This window comes from Enterobacter cloacae complex sp. 397G4 (assembly GCF_050031515.1).
GTDB lineage: Bacteria > Pseudomonadota > Gammaproteobacteria > Enterobacterales > Enterobacteriaceae > Enterobacter > Enterobacter hormaechei_C.
In genome coordinates, this window is sequence record NZ_JBLGWE010000001.1 from 110115 (window position 1) to 136830 (window position 26716).

At 57.1% G+C, this 26716-nt stretch carries 23 protein-coding genes; 11 read left to right on the forward strand and 12 right to left on the reverse strand.

What is annotated here, in order from left to right:
* Nucleotides 1-75 precede the first annotated feature (75 nt).
* Entirely contained in the window at nt 76-1770 is a 1695-nt protein-coding gene (locus ACQG1Y_RS00550; RefSeq protein ID WP_063135322.1) for an AsmA family protein, read from the reverse strand.
* A 118-nt stretch (nt 1771-1888) separates the two neighbouring features.
* Nucleotides 1889-3280: a xanthine/proton symporter XanP gene (xanP, locus tag ACQG1Y_RS00555; RefSeq protein ID WP_015570053.1), complete on the reverse strand. Its 1392-nt coding sequence runs from the start codon at nt 3278-3280 to the stop codon at nt 1889-1891.
* Nucleotides 3281-3505: 225 nt separating this feature from the next.
* On the opposite strand from xanP, the gene gltS reads away from it, so the two are divergent.
* The gene (gene gltS / locus ACQG1Y_RS00560; RefSeq protein ID WP_006812438.1) at nt 3506-4708 is read left to right on the forward strand and encodes a sodium/glutamate symporter; all 1203 of its coding nucleotides are present in this window, start codon (nt 3506-3508) and stop codon (nt 4706-4708) included.
* A gap of 3 nt (nt 4709-4711) precedes the next feature.
* Here gltS and recG read toward each other — a convergent pair whose 3' ends face one another.
* From recG to gmk, 5 genes are read right to left on the reverse strand one after another with little or no spacing between them, the layout of a single operon-like run.
* Nucleotides 4712-6793: an ATP-dependent DNA helicase RecG gene (recG, locus tag ACQG1Y_RS00565; RefSeq protein WP_033486998.1), complete on the reverse strand. Its 2082-nt coding sequence runs from the start codon at nt 6791-6793 to the stop codon at nt 4712-4714.
* A gap of 3 nt (nt 6794-6796) precedes the next feature.
* Nucleotides 6797-7486, reverse strand: coding sequence for a tRNA (guanosine(18)-2'-O)-methyltransferase TrmH (trmH, locus tag ACQG1Y_RS00570; RefSeq protein WP_003860922.1), 690 nt, complete (start codon nt 7484-7486; stop codon nt 6797-6799).
* 4 nt (nt 7487-7490) lie between these two features.
* Nucleotides 7491-9605 (reverse strand): bifunctional GTP diphosphokinase/guanosine-3',5'-bis pyrophosphate 3'-pyrophosphohydrolase, encoded by a 2115-nt coding sequence (gene spoT, locus ACQG1Y_RS00575; protein ID WP_003860921.1) that lies wholly within the window; start codon nt 9603-9605, stop codon nt 7491-7493.
* Nucleotides 9606-9624: 19 nt separating this feature from the next.
* Nucleotides 9625-9900, reverse strand: coding sequence for a DNA-directed RNA polymerase subunit omega (gene rpoZ / locus ACQG1Y_RS00580; protein ID WP_000135058.1), 276 nt, complete (start codon nt 9898-9900; stop codon nt 9625-9627).
* Between the two features lie 54 nt (nt 9901-9954).
* Nucleotides 9955-10578: a guanylate kinase gene (gene gmk, locus ACQG1Y_RS00585; protein ID WP_006177710.1), complete on the reverse strand. Its 624-nt coding sequence runs from the start codon at nt 10576-10578 to the stop codon at nt 9955-9957.
* A 250-nt stretch (nt 10579-10828) separates the two neighbouring features.
* On the opposite strand from gmk, the gene ligB reads away from it, so the two are divergent.
* The 8 genes from ligB (at nt 10829) to etk (ending at nt 20895) form a co-directional block, all read left to right on the forward strand.
* Entirely contained in the window at nt 10829-12499 is a 1671-nt protein-coding gene (gene ligB, locus ACQG1Y_RS00590; protein ID WP_063135320.1) for an NAD-dependent DNA ligase LigB, read from the forward strand.
* A 704-nt stretch (nt 12500-13203) separates the two neighbouring features.
* A complete protein-coding gene (locus ACQG1Y_RS00595) occupies nt 13204-13500 on the forward strand; it encodes a hypothetical protein (protein ID WP_017383628.1) in 297 nt (98 codons plus the stop codon).
* Nucleotides 13501-13615: 115 nt separating this feature from the next.
* Nucleotides 13616-14260, forward strand: a complete 645-nt coding sequence (locus tag ACQG1Y_RS00600) for a YjbF family lipoprotein (protein ID WP_047638000.1) — start codon at nt 13616-13618, stop codon at nt 14258-14260.
* A complete protein-coding gene (locus ACQG1Y_RS00605; RefSeq protein ID WP_368740455.1) occupies nt 14257-14994 on the forward strand; it encodes a capsule biosynthesis GfcC family protein in 738 nt (245 codons plus the stop codon). The genes ACQG1Y_RS00600 and ACQG1Y_RS00605 overlap by 4 nt, the downstream gene beginning before the upstream one ends.
* Nucleotides 14994-17087, forward strand: a complete 2094-nt coding sequence (locus ACQG1Y_RS00610; protein WP_080338051.1) for a YjbH domain-containing protein — start codon at nt 14994-14996, stop codon at nt 17085-17087. The genes ACQG1Y_RS00605 and ACQG1Y_RS00610 overlap by 1 nt, the downstream gene beginning before the upstream one ends.
* A 43-nt stretch (nt 17088-17130) precedes the next feature.
* Entirely contained in the window at nt 17131-18264 is a 1134-nt protein-coding gene (locus ACQG1Y_RS00615) for a polysaccharide export protein (protein ID WP_426736547.1), read from the forward strand.
* Nucleotides 18252-18695, forward strand: coding sequence for a protein-tyrosine-phosphatase (locus ACQG1Y_RS00620; RefSeq protein WP_015570047.1), 444 nt, complete (start codon nt 18252-18254; stop codon nt 18693-18695). Before ACQG1Y_RS00615 ends, ACQG1Y_RS00620 begins: the two co-directional genes overlap by 13 nt.
* 22 nt (nt 18696-18717) lie before the next feature.
* Entirely contained in the window at nt 18718-20895 is a 2178-nt protein-coding gene (etk, locus tag ACQG1Y_RS00625; RefSeq protein ID WP_058688710.1) for a tyrosine-protein kinase, read from the forward strand.
* A 26-nt stretch (nt 20896-20921) separates the two neighbouring features.
* On the opposite strand, the gene ACQG1Y_RS00630 is transcribed toward etk, so the two are convergent.
* Nucleotides 20922-21539 (reverse strand): trimeric intracellular cation channel family protein, encoded by a 618-nt coding sequence (locus ACQG1Y_RS00630; protein ID WP_015570045.1) that lies wholly within the window; start codon nt 21537-21539, stop codon nt 20922-20924.
* A gap of 208 nt (nt 21540-21747) precedes the next feature.
* Nucleotides 21748-22611, reverse strand: coding sequence for a YicC/YloC family endoribonuclease (locus tag ACQG1Y_RS00635; RefSeq protein WP_003860907.1), 864 nt, complete (start codon nt 22609-22611; stop codon nt 21748-21750).
* Between the two features lie 125 nt (nt 22612-22736).
* Here ACQG1Y_RS00635 and rph point away from each other — a divergent pair, with 125 nt between their 5' ends.
* Together rph and pyrE are read left to right on the forward strand one after the other, a co-directional pair.
* Complete coding sequence (gene rph / locus ACQG1Y_RS00640) at nt 22737-23453, forward strand: ribonuclease PH (RefSeq protein ID WP_015570044.1); 717 nt, start codon at nt 22737-22739, stop codon at nt 23451-23453.
* Nucleotides 23454-23519: 66 nt separating this feature from the next.
* Entirely contained in the window at nt 23520-24161 is a 642-nt protein-coding gene (pyrE, locus tag ACQG1Y_RS00645) for an orotate phosphoribosyltransferase (RefSeq protein ID WP_015570043.1), read from the forward strand.
* Nucleotides 24162-24243: 82 nt separating this feature from the next.
* On the opposite strand, the gene slmA is transcribed toward pyrE, so the two are convergent.
* The 3 genes from slmA to coaBC all read right to left on the reverse strand — a co-directional run bounded on the left by slmA (nt 24244) and on the right by coaBC (nt 26609).
* The gene (gene slmA, locus ACQG1Y_RS00650; RefSeq protein WP_003860901.1) at nt 24244-24840 is read right to left on the reverse strand and encodes a nucleoid occlusion factor SlmA; all 597 of its coding nucleotides are present in this window, start codon (nt 24838-24840) and stop codon (nt 24244-24246) included.
* A 121-nt stretch (nt 24841-24961) separates the two neighbouring features.
* Complete coding sequence (gene dut, locus ACQG1Y_RS00655; protein ID WP_015570042.1) at nt 24962-25420, reverse strand: dUTP diphosphatase; 459 nt, start codon at nt 25418-25420, stop codon at nt 24962-24964.
* Entirely contained in the window at nt 25398-26609 is a 1212-nt protein-coding gene (gene coaBC, locus ACQG1Y_RS00660; RefSeq protein WP_168728665.1) for a bifunctional phosphopantothenoylcysteine decarboxylase/phosphopantothenate--cysteine ligase CoaBC, read from the reverse strand. The genes dut and coaBC overlap by 23 nt, the downstream gene beginning before the upstream one ends.
* Nucleotides 26610-26716: the final 107 nt, after the last annotated feature.

Consider the following 26716-nt stretch of genomic DNA (forward strand, 5'->3'; position numbering starts at 1 on the left):
GTCTGATGCCCTCACCCACGGTAGAAGGAACCAAAACCTCGTAGGCCGGGTAAGGCGAAGCCGCCACCCGGCTTTTTACTGTGCCGGAGCCACCGTAGACACCATCCCGCCGGTCATCGTCTGTTGCACCTGCCGTTTATCCATATTCACTGCGCTCAGCTTCCCATTCACCGTCGGCTTCAGCGGCGCATTGGCCTGCACGCTTCCGCTGGCGGTGAGCTGAATATTGCCGTCGCCCGCAATCGGCAGCGCTGGCCAGCCCCACTGCTGCAAAACGTTGAGTGGTACACCGCGCCCGTTCAGGCTCACGGTGGTTTGTCGCTGTGGCAGCTGTGACACGGTGGCGGTCGCTTCCAGGATCCCTTTCTCGGTAAAGGCGCTCAGATCGGTAATATTTACCGTTGCGGCGTTGGCATTCAGCGCCAGCGACGGGCGACGCACGTCGACGCGGTTAAAGGTTGCTGCCGCCCCGTTGAGGGTTGCGTTACCGCCCCACACGCCCCACTTGTGATCCTGCGCCAGCCGCAGATTAGCGCCATAACCGTCGAGGGAGGTGATCTGCCACGGGAACGCCGGATCGATGTCGATCACCAGGTTGCGGCTCAGGCCGAATTTTTTCAGCGTTACGCTGTTCAGCCATGCCGGGAGCGGGTCCATCCACAGCGTTTTCCAGTTTTCCGGAAGCGTATATTCCAGCCCGGCAATGGCAACGTCGTCCAGCACCAGCGCCTGACCCTCGCGCAGCCAGTTGCCGGAGGTACGCACCATGCCCCCTTCCCAGCGGGAGGTGAACTGACGCAGCGCAATGCCCTGCGGGGAGAATTCCGCATTCAGGATAGGGTCAAACAGATGCAGCGAGCCGTAAATAAATTCGCTGGCGTTCATGGATAACCGTCCCTCCTGGCTTTGCCAGTCCCCTTTACTCAGGGTGAGGTTACGCAGGCTGAGATCGAGGTCGGTTACCGCCCAGTCTGGCCCCTGTAGACGGGCATCGGTCACTTCCAGCCGCCCAATCTGTAACGAAGGCAGGGTGGAGAGAGGGGCGAAGAAATCCAGCAGCGATTTGTCGCTTTGCAGGCGGATCTCATTCAGACGCAGGGTGTTGATAACCCAGCCACCGTCGGCATTACGCAGAGCCGAGCCCGTCAGCGAGCCGCGCGACATATCGGCACCGATGGTATTAAGCACCACCTCTTTGCCGTTGAGTTGTCCCTGAATCAGCACGTTGTTGGCCGGTATGCCGTTGAGCGTGAGCGACCCGGCGCTCATCTGGATTTGCGCATTTTTCCCGAGTACGTTCCCCGCCTCGGGCTGCCACGGGCTGACGCCGCCGGTCACCTTTTGCGCACTGAGATCCCACTCCGTATTCGGGCTGTTAAAGGCCATGTTATTCAGTTGCAGACGGTCGGCCTGGAACGGCAGCGGCGCCGTCTGCGGCGATAAATTCAGCGTGCCATCGAACAGGGTGATGGCATCCATATGCAGCGGGTCGGTGATCTGGCGGCTGCTTAAGCCAATATCCACTTTTTTAGCGACCAGCGTGGCCGGTTTGCCATCTCGTCCGAAGGTAACGTTTTCCAGAAGGATGTGAGAAGGGGATGAAAAGCGGTGATCCATCAGGTCAAAGTTGAGCTCGTAATCGGTATTCACCGTGATCCAGCTGCTGACCTGCGATGCGCCCCAGCGGGTCTGGAGCAGAAAATAAAAGGCGAGCACTACAATGAGCAGGGCTACCAGAAGATAGATAAGCAGCTTTCCAATAAATTTCATGGTCTTCCTTCCCGCGAAACGCACATAAGGGTGTTATGCACGATTTATGCGCAATGCTCAAGGCGGGAATGGTGTAAAGAGATGTCACGGCAGGCATTGACAGCCTGCCGTGTGGGGATCAGTTCTTTTCAGGCGGGAAAATGAGATTCAGCACAATAGCGGTAATACCGCCCGCGGCGATGCCGGAAGAGAGCAGGTTTTTCACCCAGTCCGGGGCAAACTGCAAAATCATCGGCTGCTGGGAGACGCCAAGCCCTACGGCGAGAGACAGCGCAATAATCATGATTGCGCGGCGGTTCAGCGGCTCGCGGGAGACGATACGCACGCCAGAGGCCGCGATGGTACCGAACATGACCAGCGTCGCGCCGCCCAGCACCGGCTCAGGGATGTGCTGCACAAACCCGCTCACCGCCGGGAACAGGCCGAGGACCACCAGCATCAGCGCTACCACGAAGCCCACGTAGCGGCTGGCCACGCCGGTCAGCTGGATCACGCCGTTGTTCTGGCCAAAGCAGGAGTTCGGGAAGGTGTTGAACACCGCCGAGACAAACGAGTTCAGTCCGTTCGCCAGCACGCCGCCTTTCAGACGTTTCATGTACAGTGGGCCGGAGACCGGCTGCTCGGACACGTCGGAGGTGGCGGTGATATCGCCAATGGTTTCCAGCGAAGTGATCATAAAGACCAGCATCAGCGGCAGGAGCAGACTCCAGTCAATGCCCAGGCCGTAGTAGAGCGGCGTTGGCACGGTAATCAACGCGCTGTTGGTTGGGGTGGTGTTTTCCGGCAGCATGCCCAGCGCCCACGCCAGCAGGTAACCGGCCGCCATGGCGATCACCAGCGATGCCACGCGCAGGTACGGGTTACGCTGGCGGTTAAGCAGAATAATGATCGCCAGCACGACGCCTGCCAGCAGCAGGTTTTTCGGCGCGCCGAAGGTATGGTCGCTCATTGCCGCGTAGCCGCCCCCGATGGAGGTCAGACCCACCTGGATCAGTGACAGGCCGATAATCATCACCACCACGCCGGAGACCAGCGGGGTGATCACCCGGCGCGCCAGGTGCAGAACGCGGGAAATGATCATCTCTGTGCAGCTTGCCAGCATCAGGGTGCCGAAAAGCGCCGCCATCATCGTCGGGACATCTGCGCCGCCGGTTTTCAGTGCCGTACCGCCCATGATCAGCGGCGCCACAAAGTTAAAGCTGGTGCCCTGAATCGACAGCAAACCCGAGCCCACCGGACCCCAGGCTTTAATTTGAATGATGGAGGCCACGCCGGAAGCGAACAGAGACATACTGATGATGTGTTGCGTATCCTGCGCCGGTAACCCCAGCGCCTGGCAAATCAGCAGAGCCGGCGTGATGACCGCAACGAACATCGCCAGCAGGTGCTGGCAGGCGGCAAACAGGGTTTGAGGCAGCGGGGGACGATCTTCAAGGCGGTAAATCAGTTCGCTGTTTTGCTTCTGCGCAATCGGTTGCGCATCAGCAGACTCCAGAGTGTTAACAGACATCGGCGGCAATCCCACGGTGGAAAAGCGGGCATTTTAGCTGACCACCTGGTAAAAGCAAACGATTGCCAGCAAAAAAAAGAGAGAAAATCTGCCGGTGTGAGCAGGTTTTCTACAACGAACAGGAAAAAAAAATTACACTTTTCGCGCCGGCGGCTCATGACGAGCATCACCCGGCCCAGGATAACGCCGCGTGTGTATGGAACACGCGCATAACAGGAGCCTTTTATGATTCATCTCGATACGTTGTCGACCCTTGTTGCCGCAACGCTGGTTCTTCTGCTTGGTCGCAAGCTGGTACACAGTGTTTCCTTTCTGAAAAAGTACACCATTCCTGAACCTGTCGCCGGTGGATTGCTGGTGGCGCTGGCCCTGCTGGTGCTGAAAAAAAGCATGGGCTGGGAAATCGATTTTGATATGTCCCTGAAAGATCCGTTGATGCTGGCCTTCTTTGCCACTATCGGCCTGAACGCTAACCTCGCAAGCCTGCGTTCGGGCGGCAAGGTGCTGGGCGTGTTTCTGATTGTTGTGGTGGGCCTGCTGCTGATGCAAAACGCCATCGGCATCGGTATGGCGTCATTGCTGGGGCTGGATCCGCTGATGGGTCTGCTGGCGGGGTCGATTACCCTGTCAGGTGGCCACGGAACGGGCGCGGCGTGGAGCAAGCTGTTCATCGAACGCTATGGCTTTGAAAACGCAACGGAAGTGGCAATGGCCTGCGCGACCTTTGGCCTGGTGCTTGGCGGGCTGATTGGCGGCCCGGTGGCGCGCTATCTGGTGAAACACTCCACCACGCCGGAAGGCAGGCCAGACGATGAAATGGTGCCGACGGCATTTGAAAAACCGGACGTTGGCCGCAGCATCACCTCGCTGGTGATGATTGAAACCATCGCCATGATTGCCATCTGCCTTACCGTGGGCAAAATCGTTGCGCAATGGCTGGCGGGAACGGCTTTCGAACTGCCAACCTTTGTCTGCGTGCTGTTTATCGGGGTGATCCTGAGCAACGGTCTGGCGCAGATGGGCTTCTACCGCGTCTTTGAGCGCGCAGTGTCCGTGCTGGGGAACGTCAGCCTGTCGCTGTTCCTGGCGATGGCGCTGATGAGCCTCAAGCTGTGGGAACTGGCCTCGCTGGCGCTGCCGATGGTGGCGATCCTGGCGGTGCAGGCCGTGTTCATGGCGCTGTATGCCATCTTTGTTACCTGGCGCATGATGGGCAAAAACTATGATGCGGCGGTACTGGCTGCGGGTCACTGTGGATTTGGTCTGGGAGCGACGCCAACGGCCATCGCTAATATGCAGGCGATCACCGAACGGTTCGGCCCGTCGCACATGGCGTTTCTGGTGGTGCCGATGGTGGGCGCATTCTTCATTGATATCGTCAACGCGCTGGTCATTAAGCTCTACCTGATGCTGCCGATGTTTGGCTGACCGTCAGGCGTTGGAATACCGCTCGGTTTCCGGCATCCAGCGTTCAATTAACGCTGCCGCCTGTTCGGGGTAGCGTTCATGAATATGACGCGCAAGGCGTTGTACTTCGGGGATCATGGCCTGATCGCGCAATAAATCCGCCACTTTAAACTCGGCGTTACCCGTCTGACGCGTGCCCAGCAATTCGCCCGGGCCGCGGATCTCCAGATCTTTTTGCGCAATGACGAAGCCGTCATTGCTGTCGCGTAATACCTGCAAACGCATCTGCGCGGTTTTCGACAGAGGGGCTTTGTAGAGCAGCACGCAGTGAGAGGCGATCGCACCACGGCCCACGCGGCCTCGTAGCTGGTGGAGCTGCGCCAGGCCCAGGCGCTCCGGGTTCTCAATAATCATCAGGCTGGAGTTCGGCACGTCCACGCCCACTTCGATGACCGTGGTCGCGATCAGCAAATGCAGCTCGCCCTGTTTGAACGACTGCATCACCGCCTGCTTCTCGGCAGGCTTCATGCGCCCGTGAACCAGACCGACGTTCAGCTCCGGCAGGGCGAGCTTTAACTCTTCCCACGTGGCTTCGGCAGCCTGCGCTTCCAGCAGCTCAGACTCTTCAATCAGGGTACAGACCCAGTAAGCCTGACGTCCTTCGTGGGTGCAGGCGTTGCGCACGCGGTCAATGATGTCGTTGCGGCGCGTGTCCGGAATGGCGACCGTCGTCACCGGCGTACGGCCCGGGGGGAGTTCGTCGATGGTGGAGGTATCCAGATCGGCATAGGCCGTCATCGCCAGGGTGCGCGGAATCGGCGTGGCGGTCATGATCAGCTGATGTGGGTGGAAGCCCTGTTGCAGACCTTTCTCCCACAGCGCCAGACGCTGATGAACACCAAAGCGGTGCTGTTCGTCGATAATCACCAGCGCCAGGCCGTTAAACTGCACCTGTTCCTGGAAAATGGCGTGCGTGCCGACAATCATCTGCACCTGCCCGCTGGCAATGGCTTCCTGCTGCGCAAGGCGCGCTTTGCCCTTCTGCTTCCCGGCCAGCCAGCCCACTTCAATTCCCAGCGGGGCAAACCAGTTCCGGAAATTGTTGGCGTGCTGCTCGGCCAGCAGTTCCGTCGGCGCCATCAGCGCCACCTGCTTACCGTGGGCGATGGCGCGCAAAGCGGCCAGCGCGGCGACCAGCGTTTTACCGGAACCCACGTCGCCCTGCACCAGGCGCATCATTGGCACATCCAGCGCCATATCGCGTTCGATCTCGGCAGTCACCCGCGCCTGGGCGCCGGTGGGTTTAAACGGCAGTGAGGCCAGCAGCTTATCTTTGAGCTCATCACGCTGGCTTAATGGCTGCGCGTGGAAACGCTGCGCACCTGCGCGCAGGGCCAGCATGCTCAGGTTGTGAGCCAGTAATTCCTCAAGGATAAGACGCCGTTGGGCGGGGTGTTTCCCGCTCTCTAAATCAACAAGCTGAAGCGTTGGCGGTGGACGGTGCAGGGTGCGCAACGCCTCCGGCAGGCTCATCATGCCCTGCGCCAGCTCCGGCGGCAGCAGCTCGTTAATGGCGCAGGTATCAAGCAGCTCCAGCGCCTGGTCGGTGAGCTTGCGCAGCGTAGCCTGCTTAATGCCTTCAGTGGTTGGATAGACCGGCGTGAGCGTCTCCTGTAGCTCAGGTGAGCTGAGATCGCCCTGCACGCGGTATTCCGGGTGGATCATCTCCGCGCCGTATTTGCCCCGTTTGGCTTCACCGTACGCAAGTACGCGTCGTCCAGTGGCAAGGCTGTTTTTCATTGCCGCATTGAAGTTGAAAAAGCGCATGGTGAGAATGCCGGTGCCGTCGCTGATCTGGCAGGTCATCATCCTGCGTCCGCCAAAGGTGATGTTGCAGTTCAGCACTTCCCCTTCAACGGTGGCGTAAATAGCGGGCAGCAGATCGCCAATCTTATAAAGCTGAGTACGGTCTTCGTAGCGCAGGGGGAGGTGGAGCAGGAGATCCTGCACGGTGTGCAGGCCTATCTTCGCCAGTTTACTGCTTTGTGCCGCGCCCACGCCCGTCAGGCTGTTGAGCGGTATGGCGTCCAGCAGGCGGCCTTTCATGATTTACCCCGCGTACTGCATGGTGGACCACCACTCGGCATCGGCTTCAATTTCGCCCTGCGCGTTGACGTGGGGGTAAGGCAATTTCTTCTGCTTCGCAACGCGAGCCAGCACCGGATAGCCACCTTCAAACAGCAGGCGCTGCTGCTCCTCTTCAGGCAGCATGCTGTTGCTGCGCTCGTACATTCCGGCATTCTGACGCTGGCGCTGCGCTTCATACAGGATCAGCGCTGAGGCGACCGACACGTTGAGTGACTGGACCATGCCGATCATTGGAATGATGATGTCCCGATCGGCCAAATCCAGTGCTTCCTGCGTGATCCCCGTTTTCTCCTGGCCCATTAAAATGCAGGTCGGACGGGTGTAGTCGATCTCACGGAAATCCACGGCTTTAGCAGAGAGGTTGGTTGCCAGAACCTGCATGCCACGCCCTTTCAGGTGCGAGACCGCTTCACCAATAGTCTGGTGAGTTTTCACGGATACCCAGCTGTTGCTGCCTGCGGCGGTGGAGGCCATGGTACGCATACGTGCGCCAGGCCAGACGGCGTGGACTTCATGCACGCCGACGGCATCTGCGGTGCGGACGATAGCAGAGACGTTATGAGGTTTATGGACCTGCTCCATGCAGACCGTCAGATCAGGCTGACGCCTGGCGAGCATTTCGCAGATTCGCTCGTAACGTTTTGAATTCATAATGCTAGTTTCGGTTACGGGTGACTTTAATGACGTCCGGCATCACGCGGATCTTGCGCATAATATTGGCCAGATGCACGCGGTCACGGGCGGTCAGGCGAATAAAGGCGCTATAAACGCGGCCATCTTTTTCTTCCGTATTCAGGCTTTGAATGTTGGATGAGGCGGTGTTGATCGCTGCCGTCAGGTTCGCCAGGGCACCCTGGTGGTTGAACATATCCACCTTGATTTCAGTGATAAATTCCTGCGCCGTCTCTTTATCCCACTCGACCGCCATGAACTTCTCTGGCTCTTTCTGATAGCCACGGATGTTACGGCAGGATTCATGGTGGATCACCAGCCCTTTACCTGGGCTGACGTGCGCAATAATCGGGTCGCCCGGGATAGGACGGCAGCATTTGGCGAAGGTGATGAGCACCCCGTCAGCGCCTTTGATCGGCAGGTGACCATGATTTTGCGTGGTGGCAGGAACGGCTGTCGTTTCGCCTTGTTGCAGATTCTTCGCCACGACCACGCTCATGGCGTTGCCGAGACCAATCTCTGCCAGCAGGTCATCCAGCGAGGCGAGCTTCATACGCTCCAGCTCATGCTGAATGTTTTCTGGTGGGATCTCTGCCAGTTTGCGGCTGCCACCCAGCGCGTGATTGAGCAGACGACGCCCCAGGCTAACGGAGTCGTCGCGCTTGAGGTTTTTCAGCAGCTGGCGGATTTTTGCGCGCGCTTTTGAGCTCACGACAAAGTTCAGCCAGGCGGCGTTAGGACGTGCCCCCGGCGCGGTAATGATCTCCACCGTCTGTCCGCTGAAAAGCGGCTGCGACAGCGGATAAGGCTGCCTGTCAACGCGGGCACCTACGCAGGCATGGCCGATATCGGTATGCACGGCGTAAGCGAAGTCGACAGGTGTCGCGCCCGCAGGCAGTTCGACAATGCGCCCTTCCGGCGTGAAAACGTAAATCTCATCCGGGAAGAGATCGGATTTAACGCTCTCGATAAATTCAAACGAGCTACCTGCGCTCTGTTGCAGCTCCAGCAGGCTCTGCATCCAGCGCTGGGCGCGGATTTGCGCGGTGGTACTGCTTTCGCCGCCGTGCTCTTTATAAGCCCAGTGCGCCGCGACACCCATCTCCGCCATCTGATCCATATCTTCGGTACGAATCTGCACCTCAACAGGGACACCGTGCGGGCCAATCATGGAGGTGTGCAAAGACTGGTATCCGTTCGCTTTTGGAATGGCGATGTAATCTTTGACGCGCCCCGGACGCGGCTTGTACAGGCTGTGCATCTGCCCCAGCACGCGATAACAGGTGTCTGAATCGTGGACGATGACGCGGAACGCGTAGATATCCATGATCGAGTGAAAACGCTGCTCTTTGAGCACCATTTTGCAGTAGATAGAGTACAAATGCTTTTCGCGACCGCTCACGCGGCACGGAATGCCCGCTTCCTGCAAACGCCCTTCGATTTCAGAGAGGATCTTTTGAATCATCTCTTTACGGTTACCGCGAGCGGCTTTCACCACCTCTTTAATCACGCGATAGCGGTTCGGGTACAACGCCTCAAAACCCAGCTCTTCCAGCTCGGTTTTAATGTGATGAATACCTAAACGGTGCGCCAGCGGACTGTAAATTTCGAGGGTTTCACGGGCGATGCGGCGACGTTTATCCGGGCGAAGTGAGCCCAGCGTGCGCATATTGTGGGTACGGTCAGCCAGTTTGATGAGAATGACGCGGATATCCTGCACCATCGCCATGATCATCTTGCGGAAGTTTTCGGCCTGCGCCTCTTTCTTGTCGCGGAATTTCAGCTTATCAAGCTTAGAGACCCCTTCCACCAGCTCGGCAACGCTTTTGCCAAACAGCTGTTCCATGTCCTGGTAGGTGGCAGGGGTATCTTCAATCACGTCATGCAGCAGGGCGGCCATCAGCGTTTCGTAGTCGAGTTTCATCTCGGCCAGAATACAGGCCACCGCTACCGGGTGCGTGATATAGGGTTCACCGCTTGAACGTGTCTGGCCCTCGTGAGCGTCACGTGCAACGAGATACGCCTGCTGAAGACGCTTAATCTGGTCTTCAGGCAGGTAGGTTTGAATCAGTTGATTCAGGCTTTCAAACAGATACAAGGGCGACCCGCAGGTTTAATTAACGACGACCTTCAGCAATAGCGGTAACAGCTTGTAATTCAGCGGCTTCCTGCTCTTGCTGCTCCTGGCGCTCACGCACGTCGAGGATCTGGTTGTTGATCAGACCTTCTTCGATTTCGCGAAGTGCAATAACGGTGGTTTTATCGTTTTCTTCCGGTACCAGCGGATCTTTACCGCCTACCTGCATCTGACGAGCGCGACGCGCGGCGACCAGCACCAGGTCAAAACGGTTACCAATTTTCTCTACAGCGTCCTGAACAGTTACGCGTGCCATACTTAAAATGCTCCACAGGTGAAGAAATGACTGGGCATGATACTGAAAGTGGGTTCAGTCTGCCAACAGTTTGGTGATTAATGCGTCATGTCGCTGCTTCTGGCGGCTCATACGCAGACGTTCTGCGCGAAGGATAGTTTTGAGATCGCTCAGCGCGGCATCAAAATCATCATTCACAATAAGGTAATCATATTCCGCGTAATGGCTCATTTCTGCAACTGCCTGCGCCATACGCTTCGCGATAACTTCTTCGCTGTCCTGGCCGCGACCACGCAGGCGGCGATCCAGTTCATCTTTCGATGGCGGTAAAATAAAGATACTGCGCGAATCAGGCATTTTCTTACGAATTTGCTGCGCGCCCTGCCAGTCGATATCCAGGAACACGTTAACGCCGGTCGCCAGAACCTGCTCAATGGTTTCACGCGAAGTACCGTAGTAGTTACCGAAAACTTCTGCATGTTCAAGAAACGCGTCTCTGCCAATCATCGCTCTGAATTCGTCGTGATTCACAAAGAAATAGTGTTCACCGTGCACTTCACCCGGACGCGGTGCTCGCGTGGTGTGAGAAACAGAAACCTGCGTATCGTACAACGGTTGGGTTTTTAACAGTGCCTGAATAAGGCTGGATTTACCCGCGCCACTAGGGGCAGAAACAATATAAAGCGTGCCTTGAGCCATGAGAGTCTTTTGTATGTGTTAACGAAGAAGTCCTACATACGGGCTTATTATACACGTCGCCGCTGTGTGACGTAGCCTTTGTCACACTTTTTCCCCTGGATGATTAAATTTTGCGTGCCGTTTTCAGCTTTTACCTTCTTTTTGCTGCAATAAAAACAATGCGCTGAAGCGCGCTCGTAAAATGCAATTTTGCAGCTGGTCTGCGGCTCCCGGGCAGGGTATACCCTTCGCAAAACAGGGAGGGGTAATAATGGTGAAATGGATAAGCATACTGATGATCTTCTTAAGCAGCGGGGCGATGGCTATCTGCCCGGTCTGGTCACCGGCTAAAGCCGGGCAGGAGATCGCGGCCCTGAAGGCGCAGCTGACCCGCTGGAATGATGATTACTGGAAGCAGGGCAGCAGCGAGGTGAGCGACGACGTTTACGACAGGCTTAACGCCCGCTTAAAACAGTGGCAGCGCTGTTTTCACGATGAACCGCTGCACGACGATCTTCCAGCTGCCAGTGGGACGGTGAAACATCCCTTCGCCCATACCGGCGTGCATAAGGTAGAAAGTAAGCAGGCGCTTAGCCGCTGGATGGCGACGAAGCAGGATCTCTGGGTACAGCCAAAGGTGGATGGTGTTGCGGTCACCCTGGTCTACAAAAACGGCAAGCTGGTGCAGGCGATTAGCCGGGGCGACGGCTTACAGGGGGAAGAGTGGACGGCACAGGCGCGAACGATCCCCGCTATTCCGCAAACGCTGGCCGGGCCGCTTGCCAACAGCGTGTTGCAGGGTGAACTTTTTCTGCTGCGCGAGGGGCATATCCAGCAGCGGATGGGAGGGATGAACGCGCGTGCGAAGGTAGCGGGAGCGATGATGCGCGCGACCGATCGCGCAGCGCTGAAGCAGACAGGCATTTTTATCTGGGCCTGGCCGGACGGCCCAAAAGCGATGAAAGCACGCCTTTCCGCGCTGGCGGAGGCAGGTTTTACCCTGACGGCCCGCTATACCCTGCCGGTTAAAAACGCGGCTGACGTGGAAGCGCAGCGGACGGCCTGGTTTAAGGCTTCGTTGCCTTTCGCCACGGATGGCATTGTGGTTCGCGCCTCGGCAGAGCCGCCGGGCGAGCGATGGCTGCCGGGGGAAGGGAGTTGGGTCGTCGCATGGAAATACCTTCCTGTGGCCCAGGTGACGGAAGTCAAAGCGATTCACTTTACCGTTGGCCGTACCGGGCGGATCACCGCGATTGCGCAGCTTGAGCCGCTGATGCTCGACGATAAACGCGTACAGCGCGTCAGCTTAGGGTCGGTTAACCGCTGGCAGAGGCTGGATATTGCCCCCGGCGATCAGGTGCTGGTAAGCCTGGCGGGACAAGGTATTCCCCGGCTGGATAACGTGGTGTGGCGCAATGTGGATCGCCGTAAACCGCAGCCGCCCTCATCGCGCTATAACGGCTTAACCTGTTTCTATGCCTCCCCGGAGTGCATGGAGCAATTTTTTGCCCGGCTGACGTGGCTAAGTTCCAGGCAGGCGTTAGATATCGAAGGAATGGGCGAATCAGGATGGCGGACCCTCTATCAGGCGCATCGGTTTAAGCACCTCTTCTCCTGGCTACAGCTCACGCAGGCGCAGCTCACCGCGACGGCGGGGATATCGGCATCGCATGGCGCTGCGCTGTGGCATCAGTTTAACCTGGCGCGGGAGCGACCTTTTATCCGCTGGATCACCGCGATGGGAATACCGCTGGCCCGGTCGACGCTCAAGGCGGCAGGGGATCGCACCTGGCAGGCGCTGATTCAGCGAAGCGAAGCGGAGTGGCGGATGCTGCCGGGTGTCGGGCAGGAGAAGGCCCGCCAGATCGTAAACTGGCTGCATCAGCCTCAGATTGATGCCCTGGCAAAATGGCTGGCCGCAGAGCACATCGGTGGATTTTAATCTGCGTGCGCTCCTGAACAGACTGGCGAGGGGGCACACTTCCGCTGCCGTGAATAGCGTATTTATGAGACGCGGTTTATATACGCAATAATTATGAATATAAATGAATTATTCATGGTAAATATATTTTGAGGAAATATTATCCCTGAACCCAATTTCAGAATTTGCTCTGCTTGCGTTTTTATTTTCTTTGAGAGAACGGCTTAATTGATCTCAATCACTATTAATCGAGGGCAATAGCCGGGAATGAAGGAGTTATAGGCAATGCAGCCTGAGTATTGTTCGTATTTTTGCTTTTAATTTCAGCTGTTTAACTATTTTATTAATAATATGTTGAGTGTTTTCTGGTTAACAATTAGTCATATTTATTCTGCCGGAAATCATTGCGTCAAATTATTATAAGAATTATCTTATCCAAAATTTTTAAGGTAGTTACCGCTGGGGTGCATTTCGCATCACTTCTGCGTTTTCCTTTCTTTTTGCACCCCGTGAGGGAGTTAACTATCTGAACTCCAATTGAAGCAATTAAGGGTACCGAAATATATCCTGGCGGTTTATATGCGCTGGTGTTCAGAGCCCAGGGCTTTTACATGGATGATTTTCCGTCCCTGTCGGGCCGGAATTCAGCCCCGGGCTTTATGCCCGTTAACCGGGACCTGGTTTCCAGGTGCTCATATTTTCCTTCATTTGAAGGAGGACCAAAAATGAAAAGGACGCTTTGTACAGTGCTGACGGCACTCACGCTGGCGACTGCCCTGCCTGCTATAGGCGCTACCACCGAAGCAGGTAGTACCAGCGCAGCAACAACCGGTACAACAACCGGAGCAACGGTGGGAACTACCGCTGGCACTACGGGGGGACTGGCGGCAGGCGCGATTGGGACAACCGCTGTTGTCACCACCGCTGCGATTGCCGGCGTAGCGACGTTAGCCGTTGTCGCGGCAAGCGACAGTGGCGATGACTCAGGCAATGGTACTTCCACGACGACAGTTACCCGCTAAGGCTGGTGCGCAAGGCGATATAGCCTTGCGCTGAACAGCGCAACGACTTGACCCGGTGGCGATATCAAAGCCGGGTATTTAATTGATTTCAATGTTATTTAATCAAGGATTTCTGGTGAGACTGTTTATTCTGCTCATCATGACTCTGCTGATCCAGGGATGTACGCCGAGCCAGCAGAGCATTATTGAGACCTTTAACGCCAGCCTGGACGGGCGCCAGGATGTGACGGTAACGGACGGGCAGATTCAGGCGCTCCCATACTCAACCATGTTCCTGCGTCTGGATAATGGCCCGAGGATCCTGGTGGTTCTCGGATACATCGAACAGGGAAACAGTAAGTGGTTATCGCAGGATAATGCGATGATCGTCACGCATAACGGTCGCCTTATCCACACGCTCAAGCTCCCTTATAACCTGCTTGAGGTAACCAACCTTGAGTACGATCCGCTGCGCCACACGCCGCAGCTCCGCGACGGCAGCCAGTGGTCGCGTGATGTGCGCTGGCAGGAAGAGGGGCGGTATCGCTCCGCACACCTGACCTCGCGCTTCTTCCTGAGCGGGACGGAAAACCTGACCCTTGCCGGAAACACGCTACGTTGTCAGGTCTGGCAGGAGACGGTGCAGGCCGACGGCCTCGATCGTCGCTGGCATAACACCTTCTGGATTGATTCCGCCACCGGCCAGGTACGCCAGAGCGAACAGATGCTCGGCGCGGGCGTATTCCCTCTCGCCATGACGATGTTGAAGCCCGCCCCATGAACAGACTCAGAAAATGGTTACCTGGCGTAGGGCTATCTCTCTTCAGCCTGCCCGCCTTATGCGCAAGTGTCGTTACCGTGCATCAGCCGGGCAAAACGTGGTCTGCTGGACAGGCCGATACGCTCTCCCGGCTGGTCACCCAGCCGCAGCTGAACAACGTCTGGTGGCAGGGCGCTGTCATCGCAACCCCTTCCGCCACGCGGCGAGCGCAACAGACGCAACAGCAGGTGCTGGCGTCGCTTTCAGCCTGGCAGAATCGTGCCTATGACGAGCAGATCGCGACCATTCGCACTGTCGCTACACAGATCCGCTCCCTGCGGATCGTCGGGCGGCAGTTTGTCAGCCTCGATCCAGACGCCGTGCGTACCGACGCCCGCGGCGATCGTTCCCTTGAGGGCCGTTACGATCTGTGGCTCTCGCCTGCGCCCCGCACCGTCACGCTGATGGGGGCGGTCGCCACACCGGGGAAACTGGCCTGGCGACCGGGCGCAAGCATCAGGGATTACTTACAGGGGCAGCAGCGGCTGGCTGGCGCCGACAGGAATAACGTGACCGTTATCGATCCTGACGGCAGTAGGGTTGTTGCGCCGGTGGCGTACTGGAACGCACGCCATATTGAAGCAGAGCCGGGCGCTGTTCTGTGGGTGGGGTTTGATCCCCGGGCGGTGCCGGACGATTTTACCGGTCTGAATGAGCAAATCGTTGCGCTCCTGACGCGGCGGATACCTGACTGATGAACAAACTTTTTTTACTGAGCGGCCTTGCTCTGGCGATCTCTTCTGCCTGCCACGCGGAACTGCGTACCTGGCCCGATCCGACCGGACCTTCACAGTCCGACTTTGGCGGCACCGGCCTGATGCAAATGCCCGACGCGCGCTTTGGTCGGGAAGGGGAATTCAGCGTCAACTACCGCGATAACGACCAGTATCGTTTTTACTCCTCTTCGGTCGTGCTCTTTCCGTGGCTGGAAGGGACGATTCGTTATACCGACGTCCGCACCCGCAAATACAGCAGCGACGAGGATTTCAGCGGCGATCAAAGCTACAAGGATAAGTCGTTCGATTTTAAGGTTCGTCTGTGGGAAGAGGACTATAGCCTGCCGCAGGTGGCGCTCGGCAAGCGCGATATTGCGGGCACCGGCCTGTTCGACGGTGAATATCTGGTTGCCAGTAAAATGGCCGGACCGGTCGATTTTACCTTTGGAATAGCCTGGGGATATCCCGGTAATAGCGACAACGTGGGTAACCCGCTGTGCCACGACAACAATAAGTATTGCACCCGCGGCGAATCACATGATGCCGGGGATATCAGCTTTAGCGATATGTTTCGTGGTCCGGCGTCGCTGTTTGGCGGCCTCCAGTATCAGACGCCCTGGCAGCCCCTGCGCCTGAAGCTCGAGTATGACGGCAACAATTATGCCGATGATTTTGCCGGCTCCATTAAGCAGTCGAGCCATATCAACGTGGGGGCAGTCTATCGCGTTGCCGACTGGGCCGATCTCAACCTCAGCTACGAGCGCGGCAATACGCTGATGTTTGGCTTCACCCTGCGGACCAATTTTAACGATCTGCGCCCCGCGCTGCGTGATAACCCGAAACCGGCCTGGCAACCGGCACCGGCAGGCGAGACGCTGGACTATACCTCGGCGGCAAACCAGCTCACCGCGCTTAAGTACAACGCAGGCTTCGATGCGCCGGAGATCCTTCAGCACGGCAATACCTTATACATGACCGGCGAACAGTATCGCTATCGCGATCCGCGCGAAGCGGTGGATCGCGCCAACCGTATTCTGATCAATAACCTGCCCGACGGGGTCGACACGATCGCTATCACCCAGCGGCGTGACCATCTGCCGCTGGTCACGACGCAAACCGCTGTCACCAGCCTGCGCAAACAGCTGGCGGGAGAGCCGCTCGGCCAGGAGGAGGCGCTCAGACAGCAGCGCGTCGAGCCTGTGGATACTACAGCGTTCGGGCGCGGCTACCGTATTCGCGCCGATCGCTTCAGCTACAGCTTCAAACCGACGCTGGCGCAGTCGCTGGGCGGTCCGGAAGATTTCTATATGTTCCAGGTGGGGGTGATGGCCAGCGCCAGCTACTGGCTGACCGATCGTCTGCTGCTCGACGGCGGCGTGTTCGCCAACCTCTATAACAACTACGACAAGTTCAAATCCTCGCTGCTTCCCGCTGACTCCAGCCTGCCGCGCGTCAGAACCCATATTCGCGATTATGTCAGCAATGACTTCTACATCAACAACTTACAGGCCAACTATGTCGATGCGCTGGGGCACGGCTTCTATGCCCAGATTTATGGCGGCTACCTCGAAACCATGTACGGCGGCGTAGGAGCAGAGGCGCTCTGGCGCCCGCTTGATAGCGACTGGGCGCTGGGCGTGGATGCGAATTACGTCAAGCAGCGCGACTGGGACGACATGATGCGCTTCACCGACTACAGCGCGCCAACCGGATTTATCACCGCCTACTGGAACCCGGCGAAGCTCAACAGCGTGCTGATGAAGCTGAGCGTCGGGCAGTACCTGGCGAAGGATAAAGGCGCCACCCTCGACGTCGCGAAGCGATTCGACAGCGGCGTGACGGTAGGCGTCTGGGCGGCGCTGACCAACGTCTCGAAAGAGGATTATGGCGAAGGTGGCTTTAGCAAAGGCTTCTACATCTCGATCCCGCTTGATCTGATGACGATCGGCCCAAATCGCAACCGGGCGGTGGTCTCGTGGACGCCTCTCACGCGTGATGGCGGCCAGATGTTAGGCCGTAAATATCAGCTCTATGACATGACGTCAGAACGCGAAACCCCGGTAGGGCAGTAGTACCGGATGAAACAGGCATTACTTAACCAGATGATTTTCCTGAATGAAAAACGTTAAATTTTCCGTGCTTGCGTTGGCTATGATGGCGTTAAGCGGTTGTACTATCGTACCGGGCCAGGGACTTAGCACCCAGGGCAAAGATATTATCGATCTGCCTGACAGCAATTACGATCTGAATAAGATGGTCAACGTCTATCCGCTCACGCCGGGGCTGGTGGAGCAGTTGCTGCCTGGCAAAGTCGACTCCTGCGCGAATCCTGAACTGGATCGCCAGCTTCAGAACTACCAATATCGCATCGGCGTCGGCGACGTGCTGATGGTTACCGTATGGGACCACCCGGAGCTGACCACCCCCGCAGGTCAGTACCGTAGCGCCAGCGATACGGGCAACTGGGTGAATGCCGATGGCACGATCTTCTACCCCTATATCGGCAAAATCCGCGTCGTCGGCAAAACGCTGGCCCAGGTGCGCGATGAGATCGCCGCCCGGCTGGACTCGGTGATTGAGAGCCCGCAGGTGGATGTCAGCGTCGCGGCGTTCCGCTCGCAAAAAGCCTACGTGACGGGCGAAGTGGCCAAGTCGGGCCAGCAGCCCATCACCAACATTCCGCTGACCATAATGGATGCGATCAATGCGGCAGGCGGCCTGACGTCGGAGGCGGACTGGCGCCACGTGGTGCTGACCCATAACGGCCAGGACACGCACATTTCCCTCTACGCGCTGATGCAGCGCGGCGATCTCACCCAGAACAAACTCCTCTATCCGGGCGATATTCTCTTCATTCCCCGTTATGACGACCTGAAAGTGTTTGTCATGGGCGAGGTGGGTAAACAGAGCACCCTGAAGATGGACCGTAGCGGCATGACGCTGGCGGAAGCGCTGGGTAATGCGCAGGGCGTAAATCAGGATATGGCCGACGCCACGGGGATCTTTGTGATTCGTCCGTTGCAGGGCAAGCAGAACGGCAAAATCGCCAACGTCTACCAGCTTAACGCCCGGGATGCCACCGCGATGGTGTTGAGCACCGAATTTCAGCTTGAGCCTTACGACATCGTCTATGTCACCACCGCGCCGCTGGTGCGCTGGAACCGCGTGATCTCTCAGCTTGTGCCGACCATTACCGGCGTACATGACCTGACTGAAACAGGGAGATATATCAGAACATGGCCAAACTAACGTTTAACGCCATCCTGGTGATCTGTACCGGCAATATCTGCCGCTCTCCCATTGGGGAACGGCTGCTACGCCGGCTGCTTCCCGCCGCCCGGGTCGATTCAGCGGGAACGTGTGGCCTGGAAGGGCGCACCGCCGATTCACAGGCGACAGAGATCGCCGCCGAACGCGGCACCCTGCTAGAGGGCCACGTGGCGCGCAGGCTCACCCCCGCCATGGTGCGCGACTACGATCTGATTCTGGCGATGGAGCTGGAACATATCGAGCAGGTCACGGCTATCGCACCGGAGGCGCGCGGCAAAATGATGCTCTTTGGTCACTGGACGGGCAGAAAAGAGATCCCGGACCCCTACCGTAAAAACCGGGACGCATTTGAATATGTTTATGGGCTGCTGGAGCAGGCCAGTCTGGAATGGGCGAAACGGCTCAGTTAATCACACGGGATAGTTACGTTTTATGTCAACAAATAACCTTCACGCCCATGATGCGTCTGCCGCGAATAACGAGATCGATCTTGTGCGCCTGTTGGGTGAGTTGCTCGACCACCGAAAATTTATTCTCATCCTTACCGCGCTGTTCACGCTGGCGGCACTGCTTTATGCGCTCTTTGCCACACCAGTTTATCAGGCCGATGCGCTGATACAGGTGGAACAGAAGCAGGGCAACGCGCTACTCAGTAACCTTAGCGAGTTCATCCCTGACTCCTCGCCTGAGTCGGCGCCGGAGCTTCAGCTTCTCCAGTCGCGCATGATCCTCGGTAAAACGATTGATGACCTGAACCTGCGCACGCAGGTAAGTGAAAACCATTTTCCCCTTGTCGGACGCGGCTGGGCGCGGCTCACCGGCCAACAGCCTGGCATCGTCGATATCCGTATGCTCAATCTTCCCCCTGTCGCGGGTCGGGCGCAAAAGCTGACGCTGACCGTCGGCGAGAACGGCCACTATCAGCTGGAAGGCGATAACGTGACGTTACAGGGCGTCGTGGGACAGCCACTGAGCGCGGCGAATATCGCCATTACCATTGCCGCTATCCAGGCGAAGCCGGGTACGCAATTTACGATTACACAGCTGAGCGAGCTGGAGGCCATTGACGCGCTACAGCTGCGTTTTTCCGTGAGCGAGCGCAGCAAGGACAGTGGGATGCTTGGCCTGACCATCACGGGGGAAGATCCCGATGAGATGGCGCGCGTGCTTAACTGCATCGCCGATAACTATTTACAACAGAACGTGGCTCGCCAGGCGGCGCAGGATGCGAAAAGCCTGCAATTTTTGAAGCAGCAGCTTCCGCAGGTGCGCAGCGAGCTGGACCAGGCCGAGGAGAAGCTCAACCGCTATCGCCAGCAAAATGACTCCGTTGACCTGAACCTGGAGGCAAAAGCGGTGCTGGAGCAGATTGTAAATGCGGACAATCAGCTCAATGAACTGACCTTCCGGGAAGCGGAAATTTCGCAGCTCTACAAAAAAGATCACCCCACCTACCGGGCGCTGATTGAGAAACGCCAGACGCTGGAGCAGGAAAAAAACCGCCTGAATAAACGGGTATCGTCCATGCCGTCAACCCAGCAGGAGGTGTTGCGCCTGAGCCGTGATGTGGAGTCGGGACGCGTTATCTACCAGCAGCTGCTTAACCGCGAACAGGAGCTGAGCATCGCCCGGTCGAGCGCAATTGGTAACGTCCGCATTATCGATCCGGCCGTGACCCGGCCGCAGCCAGTCAAGCCGAAAAAAGCGCTGGTCGTCGTTCTGGGGGTTCTCCTGGGTCTGTTCGTCTCTGTGGGCTGGATCCTGGCGCGCAGTATGCTGCGTATGGGCATTGAAACGCCGGAGCAGCTGGAGGAGCACGGGATTAACGTCTATGCCACCGTACCGCTGTCGGAATGGCTGGCTAAAAAGATGCGTTTGCGCAAAAAAGACTTTATGTCCCCAGGGCTGCGCCATAAGACCAAACATATCCCCTTCCTGGCGGCGGATAACCCGGTCGATCTCTCCGTGGAGGCGATTCGCGGCCTGCGCACCAGTCTGCATTTTGCGATGATGGAGTCAGCGAACAATATACTGATGATCTCTGGCGCCACGCCTGACAGCGGTAAAACCTTTGTCAGCAGTACCCTGGCGGCCGTCGTGGCGCAGGCGGGACAGAAAGTGCTCTATATTGATGCGGATATGCGTCGCGGGTATGCCCATGATCTGTTTAAGCTCGACAATACCTGCGGCTTATCGGAGATGTTGTCCGGTAAGGCGGAGTATACCCAGGGCGTTCAGACCTTCGATAAAGGCGGGTTCGATACCATCGTGCGCGGGCAGATCCCCCCTAATCCGGCGGAGCTTCTGATGCATACGCGTTTCCAGCAGCTGCTGGACTGGGCGAATGAACGCTACGATCTGGTGATTATCGATACGCCACCGATCCTGGCGGTCACCGACGCGGCTGTTGTCGGTCGTCGCGCAGGCACCACGCTGCTGGTCGCCCGCTTCGGGATAAACAGCGTGAAGGAGATGCTGGTCTGTGTACAGCGTCTGGAGCAGAGTGGCGTCAATACCAAAGGGGTGATTCTCAACGGCGTCGTTAAGCGGGCAAGCAACGCTTACGGCTACGGCTATCATCACTACGGTTACAACTATTCGAGTAATTGATTATCCGGCGCCTGCCCGTTCTGACATTAATGCGCATTGTGTTTGTAATGAAAAACGGGCAGGCCCAGCTTAAGGCGCAATGCCAGCATACGCGCGGTGAAGCCAAACAGCAGGGTGGAGATAACAACCACATCGTGGCTGGTGACATAGTGCTGCAAGGCGACATAAAGCACTGCCGCGGCAAAGGAGATGCCGGCATACAGTTCCTTCTGGAAAACCAGCGGGATACGCTTGCAGAACATATCCCGCAGCACCCCGCCAAACACGCCCGTGATCACGGCAGCAATGGTGGCGATAACCGGGCCTTCACCCATATCGAGAGCGATTTGTGCGCCAATGATGGAAAAAACAATCAACCCAAGCGCATCCAGCACCAGGAACACGCGGCGCAGATGAGGCATCACCGGGGCCACAATCGTGGTTAGCACGGCTGCCGTTGCCACGATAATGACGTACTCAGGGTTTTTTACCCAGCCGAGCGGATAATGGCCAAGCAGGATATCGCGCACGGACCCGCCGCCGAGCGCGGTGGCCGTGGCAATAATAATCACGCCGAAGGTGTCCATACGGCGACGTCCGGCAGCGAGCGCGCCGGTCATGGCTTCTGCGGTAATGCCAATAAGATAGAGAATGTGAAGCAGCATAAACCCTCCGGAATGAAGAGGAGGAGATTAGCGATTTGTGCGGAAGATCACGATTGAGATTTTCTAAGGCGAGGGGGTTTGCCCTACAGAAATTTATCAACGCATGCCTGGCGGGCTTGTGATAAGGCGGGAGGAAAAGAAAGTAAGGCTAAATAAGGATTAGAAAAAGTAATGGGTGGTGTGCGAGGCAACACCACCCTGAAAGGAATTACTCGATATTCTGGATCTGCTCGCGCATCTGCTCAATCAGGACCTTCAGCTCAATCGCTGAATTGGTTACCTCTGCATTGATAGACTTAGACGCCAGCGTGTTCGACTCGCGGTTGAACTCCTGCATCATAAAGTCGAGACGGCGGCCTACCGCTTCTTTCTTCTTCAGAATGTTGTAGGTCTCTTTAACGTGCGCTTCCAGACGATCCAGCTCTTCAGCCACGTCCACACGCTGCGCCATCAGCACCAGCTCTTGTTCCAGACGGTTGTTTTCCAGCTGAACTTCCGCCTCTTCCAGTTTGGCGACAAGACGCTCACGCTGCCATTGCAGCACTTCTGGCATATGAGCGCGCACTTTAGCGACTTCGGCGCTCACGCCTTCAAGGCGTTGCTCAATCATCGCTTTCAGCGCCTGGCCTTCGGTTTCGCGGGCAACGATAAAGTCGTCCAGCGTGCCGTCGAGTGCAGCCAGGATTTCAGCGGTAATCGCGTCCAGATCCTGCTCTCCGGCGGCCATCACGCCAGGCCAGCGCAGAATATCAACCGGGTTGATCTCGCCTTCATCGCTCTGCATTTTGACCCAGTTCGCCGCATTAACCAGCTGTTTTGCCAGCTTTTCGTTCAGGATCAGTTCGCCCTGTGCACTGGCATCGGGCTCAAAACGCAAATTACATTCCACTTTCCCGCGGGTCAGACGCGTACGGATACGCTCACGCACCACAGGCTCCAGGCTGCGGAACTGTTCCGGCATACGGAAATACGTTTCCAGATAGCGCTGGTTTACCGAGCGCATTTCCCAGGTAGCGCTACCCCAGCTACCCTTGATTTCACGCCGGGCGTAGGCGGTCATACTGCGGATCATAGACATTCCCGTTTTTAAAGGAGAGATGGGGGGATTATAGCTTTCAGGGGCTTCTCAGGATAGGAATAAGCGTCCTTTATCCGTATAATGCGCAGCCACATTCGTTTCAAGCCGGAGAATCCATCATGCGTCCAGCAGGTCGTAGCGCCAACCAGGTGCGTCCCGTCACCCTGACCCGTAACTATACAAAACACGCTGAAGGCTCCGTGCTGGTTGAGTTTGGTGACACCAAGGTGCTTTGCACCGCGTCCATTGAAGAGGGCGTGCCTCGCTTCCTGAAAGGTCAGGGCCAGGGGTGGATCACCGCCGAATACGGTATGTTGCCGCGCGCAACCCATACCCGTAATGCCCGTGAAGCGGCAAAAGGTAAGCAGGGCGGCCGTACTATGGAGATCCAGCGCCTGATCGCGCGTGCGCTCCGCGCCGCGGTTGACCTGAAAACGCTGGGTGAGTTCACCATCACGCTGGACTGCGACGTGATCCAGGCCGATGGTGGCACGCGTACGGCCTCTATTACCGGTGCCTGTGTGGCGCTGGCAGATGCCCTGAACAAGCTGGTTGCCGCCGGTAAGCTGAAAACCAACCCAATGAAAGGGATGGTTGCTGCTGTCTCCGTTGGTATCGTTAACGGCGAGGCGCTTTGCGATCTGGAATATGTTGAAGATTCTGCCGCAGAAACCGACATGAACGTGGTGATGACCGAAGATGGTCGCATCATTGAAGTGCAGGGTACGGCAGAAGGCGAGCCATTCACCCACGAAGAACTGCTCACCTTGCTGGCGTTGGCCCGAGGGGGAATCGAATCTATTGTAGCGACGCAGAAAGCGGCGTTAGAAAATTGATTTTAAGGCGACCAATGAGTCGCCTTTTTTTTGCCTGTAAGACTGAAAAGACAAAGGAGCAAATCCATGAAATCGTATCAGCGCCAGTTTATTGAGTTTGCGCTTAACAAGCAGGTACTTAAGTTTGGCGAGTTCACGCTGAAATCCGGGCGTAAAAGCCCGTATTTCTTCAACGCCGGACTGTTTAATACCGGGCGCGACCTGGCACTGTTAGGCCGCTTCTATGCCGAAGCGCTGGTGGATTCCGGGATTGATTTCGACCTGCTGTTTGGCCCCGCGTACAAAGGCATTCCAATCGCAACCACCACGGCGGTAGCGCTGGCGGAGCACCATGACCGCGACGTACCGTACTGCTTTAACCGTAAAGAGGCCAAAACCCACGGTGAAGGCGGCAATCTGGTAGGCAGTGCGTTGCAGGGGCGTGTGATGCTGGTGGATGACGTGATCACCGCAGGTACCGCGATCCGTGAATCGATGGAGATTATCCAGGCTAACGGCGCAACGCTTGCGGGTGTGCTGATTTCGCTCGATCGTCAGGAGCGCGGGCGCGGCGACATCTCTGCTATTCAGGAGGTGGAGCGCGATTATGGCTGCAAGGTCACGTCGATTATCACGCTGAAAGACCTGATTGCGTATCTGGAAGAGAAGCCTGAGATGGCTGATCATCTGGCGGCGGTGCGTCAATACCGCGAAGAGTTTGGCGTATAATTCAATTGCCCGGTGGCGCTACGCTTACCGGGCCTACCCGTTCGTAGGCCGGATAAGGCAAAGCCGCCATCCGGCGATGGCGTTACTGTAACTGAGCAGCCACTAACGGCCAGCGGGCGTCAAAATCGTCCGTTGGTCGATATTTAAACTCGCTGCGCACAAACCGGGAGAGCATCCCTTCGCAAAATGCCAGGATCTGGCTTGCCAGCAGGGTTTCATCCGTATTATATCCCTCGCCCTCCCGCATTTTCTTCTCGCGCAGAACCTGACGAAGCTGGGCTTCGATACGCTCAAAAAGCTGGTTTATACGGCCTTGCAGACGATCCTGTTCAAACATCAGCGCGTGGCCGGTCAGAATACGGGTCAGACCCGGGTTACGTTCACCAAAGCCCAGAATCAGCAGCACAATCAGACGCAGACGCGTGCTGGTGTCTTTTTCATCCTTCAGAATCAGGTTGATGCGCGTGATCAGGCTGTCTTCGATAAACTCGATCAGGCTGTCAAACATCCGGGTTTTGCTCGGGAAATGACGATACAGCGCCGCCTCTGACACGCCCACAGAGGCCGCCAGTTTTGCGGTGGTGATGCGTTGACTGCCGTCGCTGGATTCAAGCATCAGAGCCAGAGATTGAAGTATTTCTTCGCGACGATTCCTTTTCGCGGTTTGTTTTTCTGCCATGTTACAAAATACCCCTGAAAATAAGCACTTGTCAGGCTGGCAACCACACAGCGACCCGCAAACTGACGTTTGCGGTTTGTTATTGCATTATGGCGCTGTGAGATGCGTGTTTGTCGGGCAGTTATTTGCGCCCGGAATGGCCGAAGCCGCCTTCGCCACGGTCGGTAGCGTCGAAGTCTGCCACCAGGTTAAATTCTGCCTGCACCACCGGTACAAACACCATCTGCGCGATACGCTCGCCCGGCTCAATGGTGAAGCTGTCCTGGCCACGGTTCCAGACGGATACCATCAGCTGACCCTGATAGTCAGAGTCGATCAGGCCGACCAGGTTACCCAGCACGACGCCATGCTTATGGCCCAGGCCAGAGCGCGGCAGGATCACCGCTGCCAGTGACGGGTCAGCAATGTGAATCGCCAGCCCGGTCGGGATCAGGGTCGTTGCACCTGGCGCCAGTTCTACGGCGTCATCAAGACAGGCGCGCAGGTCAAGACCGGCAGAGCCGGAGGTGGCATACGTTGGCAGCGGAAATTGCTCGCCAACGCGCGGGTCCAGAATCTTAACGTCGATTTTTTTCATCATAACGGGTAACGATCTCGTCCAGTAAGTGTTGGCCCAGGAGTTCTTTGCGCTCAAGCGGTAAGACTTTATCTCCATCCTGCCAGAAAAGGTGCAATGCGTTGCTGTCGCTGTTAAATCCTTGCGTGGACAGCGATACGTCGTTCGCGCAAATCAAATCGAGGTTTTTGCGGGTACGTTTTTGCCGGGCATATTCTTCCACATTATTCGTTTCTGCGGCAAACCCAACAACGTAAGGTCGATGAGTTTTCAATGCGGCGACACCGGCAACGATATCCGGGTTCTTCACCATTTTTATTGTTAATTCATCACCTTGCTTTTTAATTTTGGCGTCGGCAATGGTTTCGGCGCGGTAATCAGCGACGGCCGCACAGCCGATAAAAATATGCTGCTGTTGAGCATGTGCCTGTACGGCGGCTTCCATTTCCAGCGCGGTCGTTACATCAATACGCTGCACAAACGCAGGGGTGGTAAGCGACACCGGGCCGCTCACCAGCGTGACGTTCGCGCCGCGTTTGGCTGCCGCGGCAGCAATCGCAAAGCCCATTTTGCCTGAGCTGTGGTTGGTGATGTAACGCACCGGATCCAGCGGCTCGCGCGTGGGGCCCGCGGTAATCATGATGTTGAGATGTTGCAGATCGTTGACAGGCGAGAAATGGGCGGCGGCCATATCAACAATCGTCAATGGGTCGAGCATACGCCCTGGCCCAACGTCGCCGCAGGCCTGGCTGCCACTGTCCGGTCCCCAAATCAGCAGGCCGCGCGAGGCCAGCGTGTCCAGATTATGCTGGGTAGCGGCGTTGCGGTACATCTGCTGGTTCATTGCGGGCACAACCGCGACGGGCGCAGGCGTGGCGAGGCAAATGGTCGTTACCAGATCGTTCGCCATACCGGCTGCCACGCGGGCAATTAAATCTGCCGTGGCGGGGGCAAGGATAACCAGATCGGCCCATTTTCCCAGCTCAATGTGGCCCATTGCGGCTTCGGCCGCCGGGTCGAGCAGGCTGTCGGATACCGGGTATCCCGAGACGGCTTGCAGGCTCAGCGGGGTGATAAAGGCTTTGCCGCCTTCGGTGATCGCGACCCGTACGTCGGCCCCGCGCTCGCGCAAACGGCGCACCAGGTCTGGCGTTTTATAGGCAGCAATACCGCCGCTGACGCCAAGAACGATTTTTTTACCGGCCAGGCTCATCATGATTCTTTCCTGTTGGGTTTCACCAGAGAGCGGGCATTTTATCACAATCCCTAAAACGGGGTGATGATGTCCTTAATTCACTTTGCGAGGCGTTACGCAAGAAC

Coding starts and splice junctions, on each gene's coding strand:
- ACQG1Y_RS00550 (WP_063135322.1), bottom strand. CDS start 1,770: ATGAAATTTATTGGAAAGCTGCTTATCTATCTTCTGGTAGCCCTGCTC.
- xanP (WP_015570053.1), bottom strand. CDS start 3,280: ATGTCTGTTAACACTCTGGAGTCTGCTGATGCGCAACCGATTGCGCAG.
- gltS (WP_006812438.1), top strand. CDS start 3,506: ATGATTCATCTCGATACGTTGTCGACCCTTGTTGCCGCAACGCTGGTT.
- recG (WP_033486998.1), bottom strand. CDS start 6,793: ATGAAAGGCCGCCTGCTGGACGCCATACCGCTCAACAGCCTGACGGGC.
- trmH (WP_003860922.1), bottom strand. CDS start 7,486: ATGAATTCAAAACGTTACGAGCGAATCTGCGAAATGCTCGCCAGGCGT.
- rpoZ (WP_000135058.1), bottom strand. CDS start 9,900: ATGGCACGCGTAACTGTTCAGGACGCTGTAGAGAAAATTGGTAACCGT.
- gmk (WP_006177710.1), bottom strand. CDS start 10,578: ATGGCTCAAGGCACGCTTTATATTGTTTCTGCCCCTAGTGGCGCGGGT.
- ligB (WP_063135320.1), top strand. CDS start 10,829: ATGGTGAAATGGATAAGCATACTGATGATCTTCTTAAGCAGCGGGGCG.
- ACQG1Y_RS00595 (WP_017383628.1), top strand. CDS start 13,204: ATGAAAAGGACGCTTTGTACAGTGCTGACGGCACTCACGCTGGCGACT.
- ACQG1Y_RS00605 (WP_368740455.1), top strand. CDS start 14,257: ATGAACAGACTCAGAAAATGGTTACCTGGCGTAGGGCTATCTCTCTTC.
- ACQG1Y_RS00610 (WP_080338051.1), top strand. CDS start 14,994: ATGAACAAACTTTTTTTACTGAGCGGCCTTGCTCTGGCGATCTCTTCT.
- ACQG1Y_RS00615 (WP_426736547.1), top strand. CDS start 17,131: ATGAAAAACGTTAAATTTTCCGTGCTTGCGTTGGCTATGATGGCGTTA.
- ACQG1Y_RS00620 (WP_015570047.1), top strand. CDS start 18,252: ATGGCCAAACTAACGTTTAACGCCATCCTGGTGATCTGTACCGGCAAT.
- etk (WP_058688710.1), top strand. CDS start 18,718: ATGTCAACAAATAACCTTCACGCCCATGATGCGTCTGCCGCGAATAAC.
- ACQG1Y_RS00630 (WP_015570045.1), bottom strand. CDS start 21,539: ATGCTGCTTCACATTCTCTATCTTATTGGCATTACCGCAGAAGCCATG.
- ACQG1Y_RS00635 (WP_003860907.1), bottom strand. CDS start 22,611: ATGATCCGCAGTATGACCGCCTACGCCCGGCGTGAAATCAAGGGTAGC.
- rph (WP_015570044.1), top strand. CDS start 22,737: ATGCGTCCAGCAGGTCGTAGCGCCAACCAGGTGCGTCCCGTCACCCTG.
- pyrE (WP_015570043.1), top strand. CDS start 23,520: ATGAAATCGTATCAGCGCCAGTTTATTGAGTTTGCGCTTAACAAGCAG.
- slmA (WP_003860901.1), bottom strand. CDS start 24,840: ATGGCAGAAAAACAAACCGCGAAAAGGAATCGTCGCGAAGAAATACTT.
- dut (WP_015570042.1), bottom strand. CDS start 25,420: ATGATGAAAAAAATCGACGTTAAGATTCTGGACCCGCGCGTTGGCGAG.
- coaBC (WP_168728665.1), bottom strand. CDS start 26,609: ATGAGCCTGGCCGGTAAAAAAATCGTTCTTGGCGTCAGCGGCGGTATT.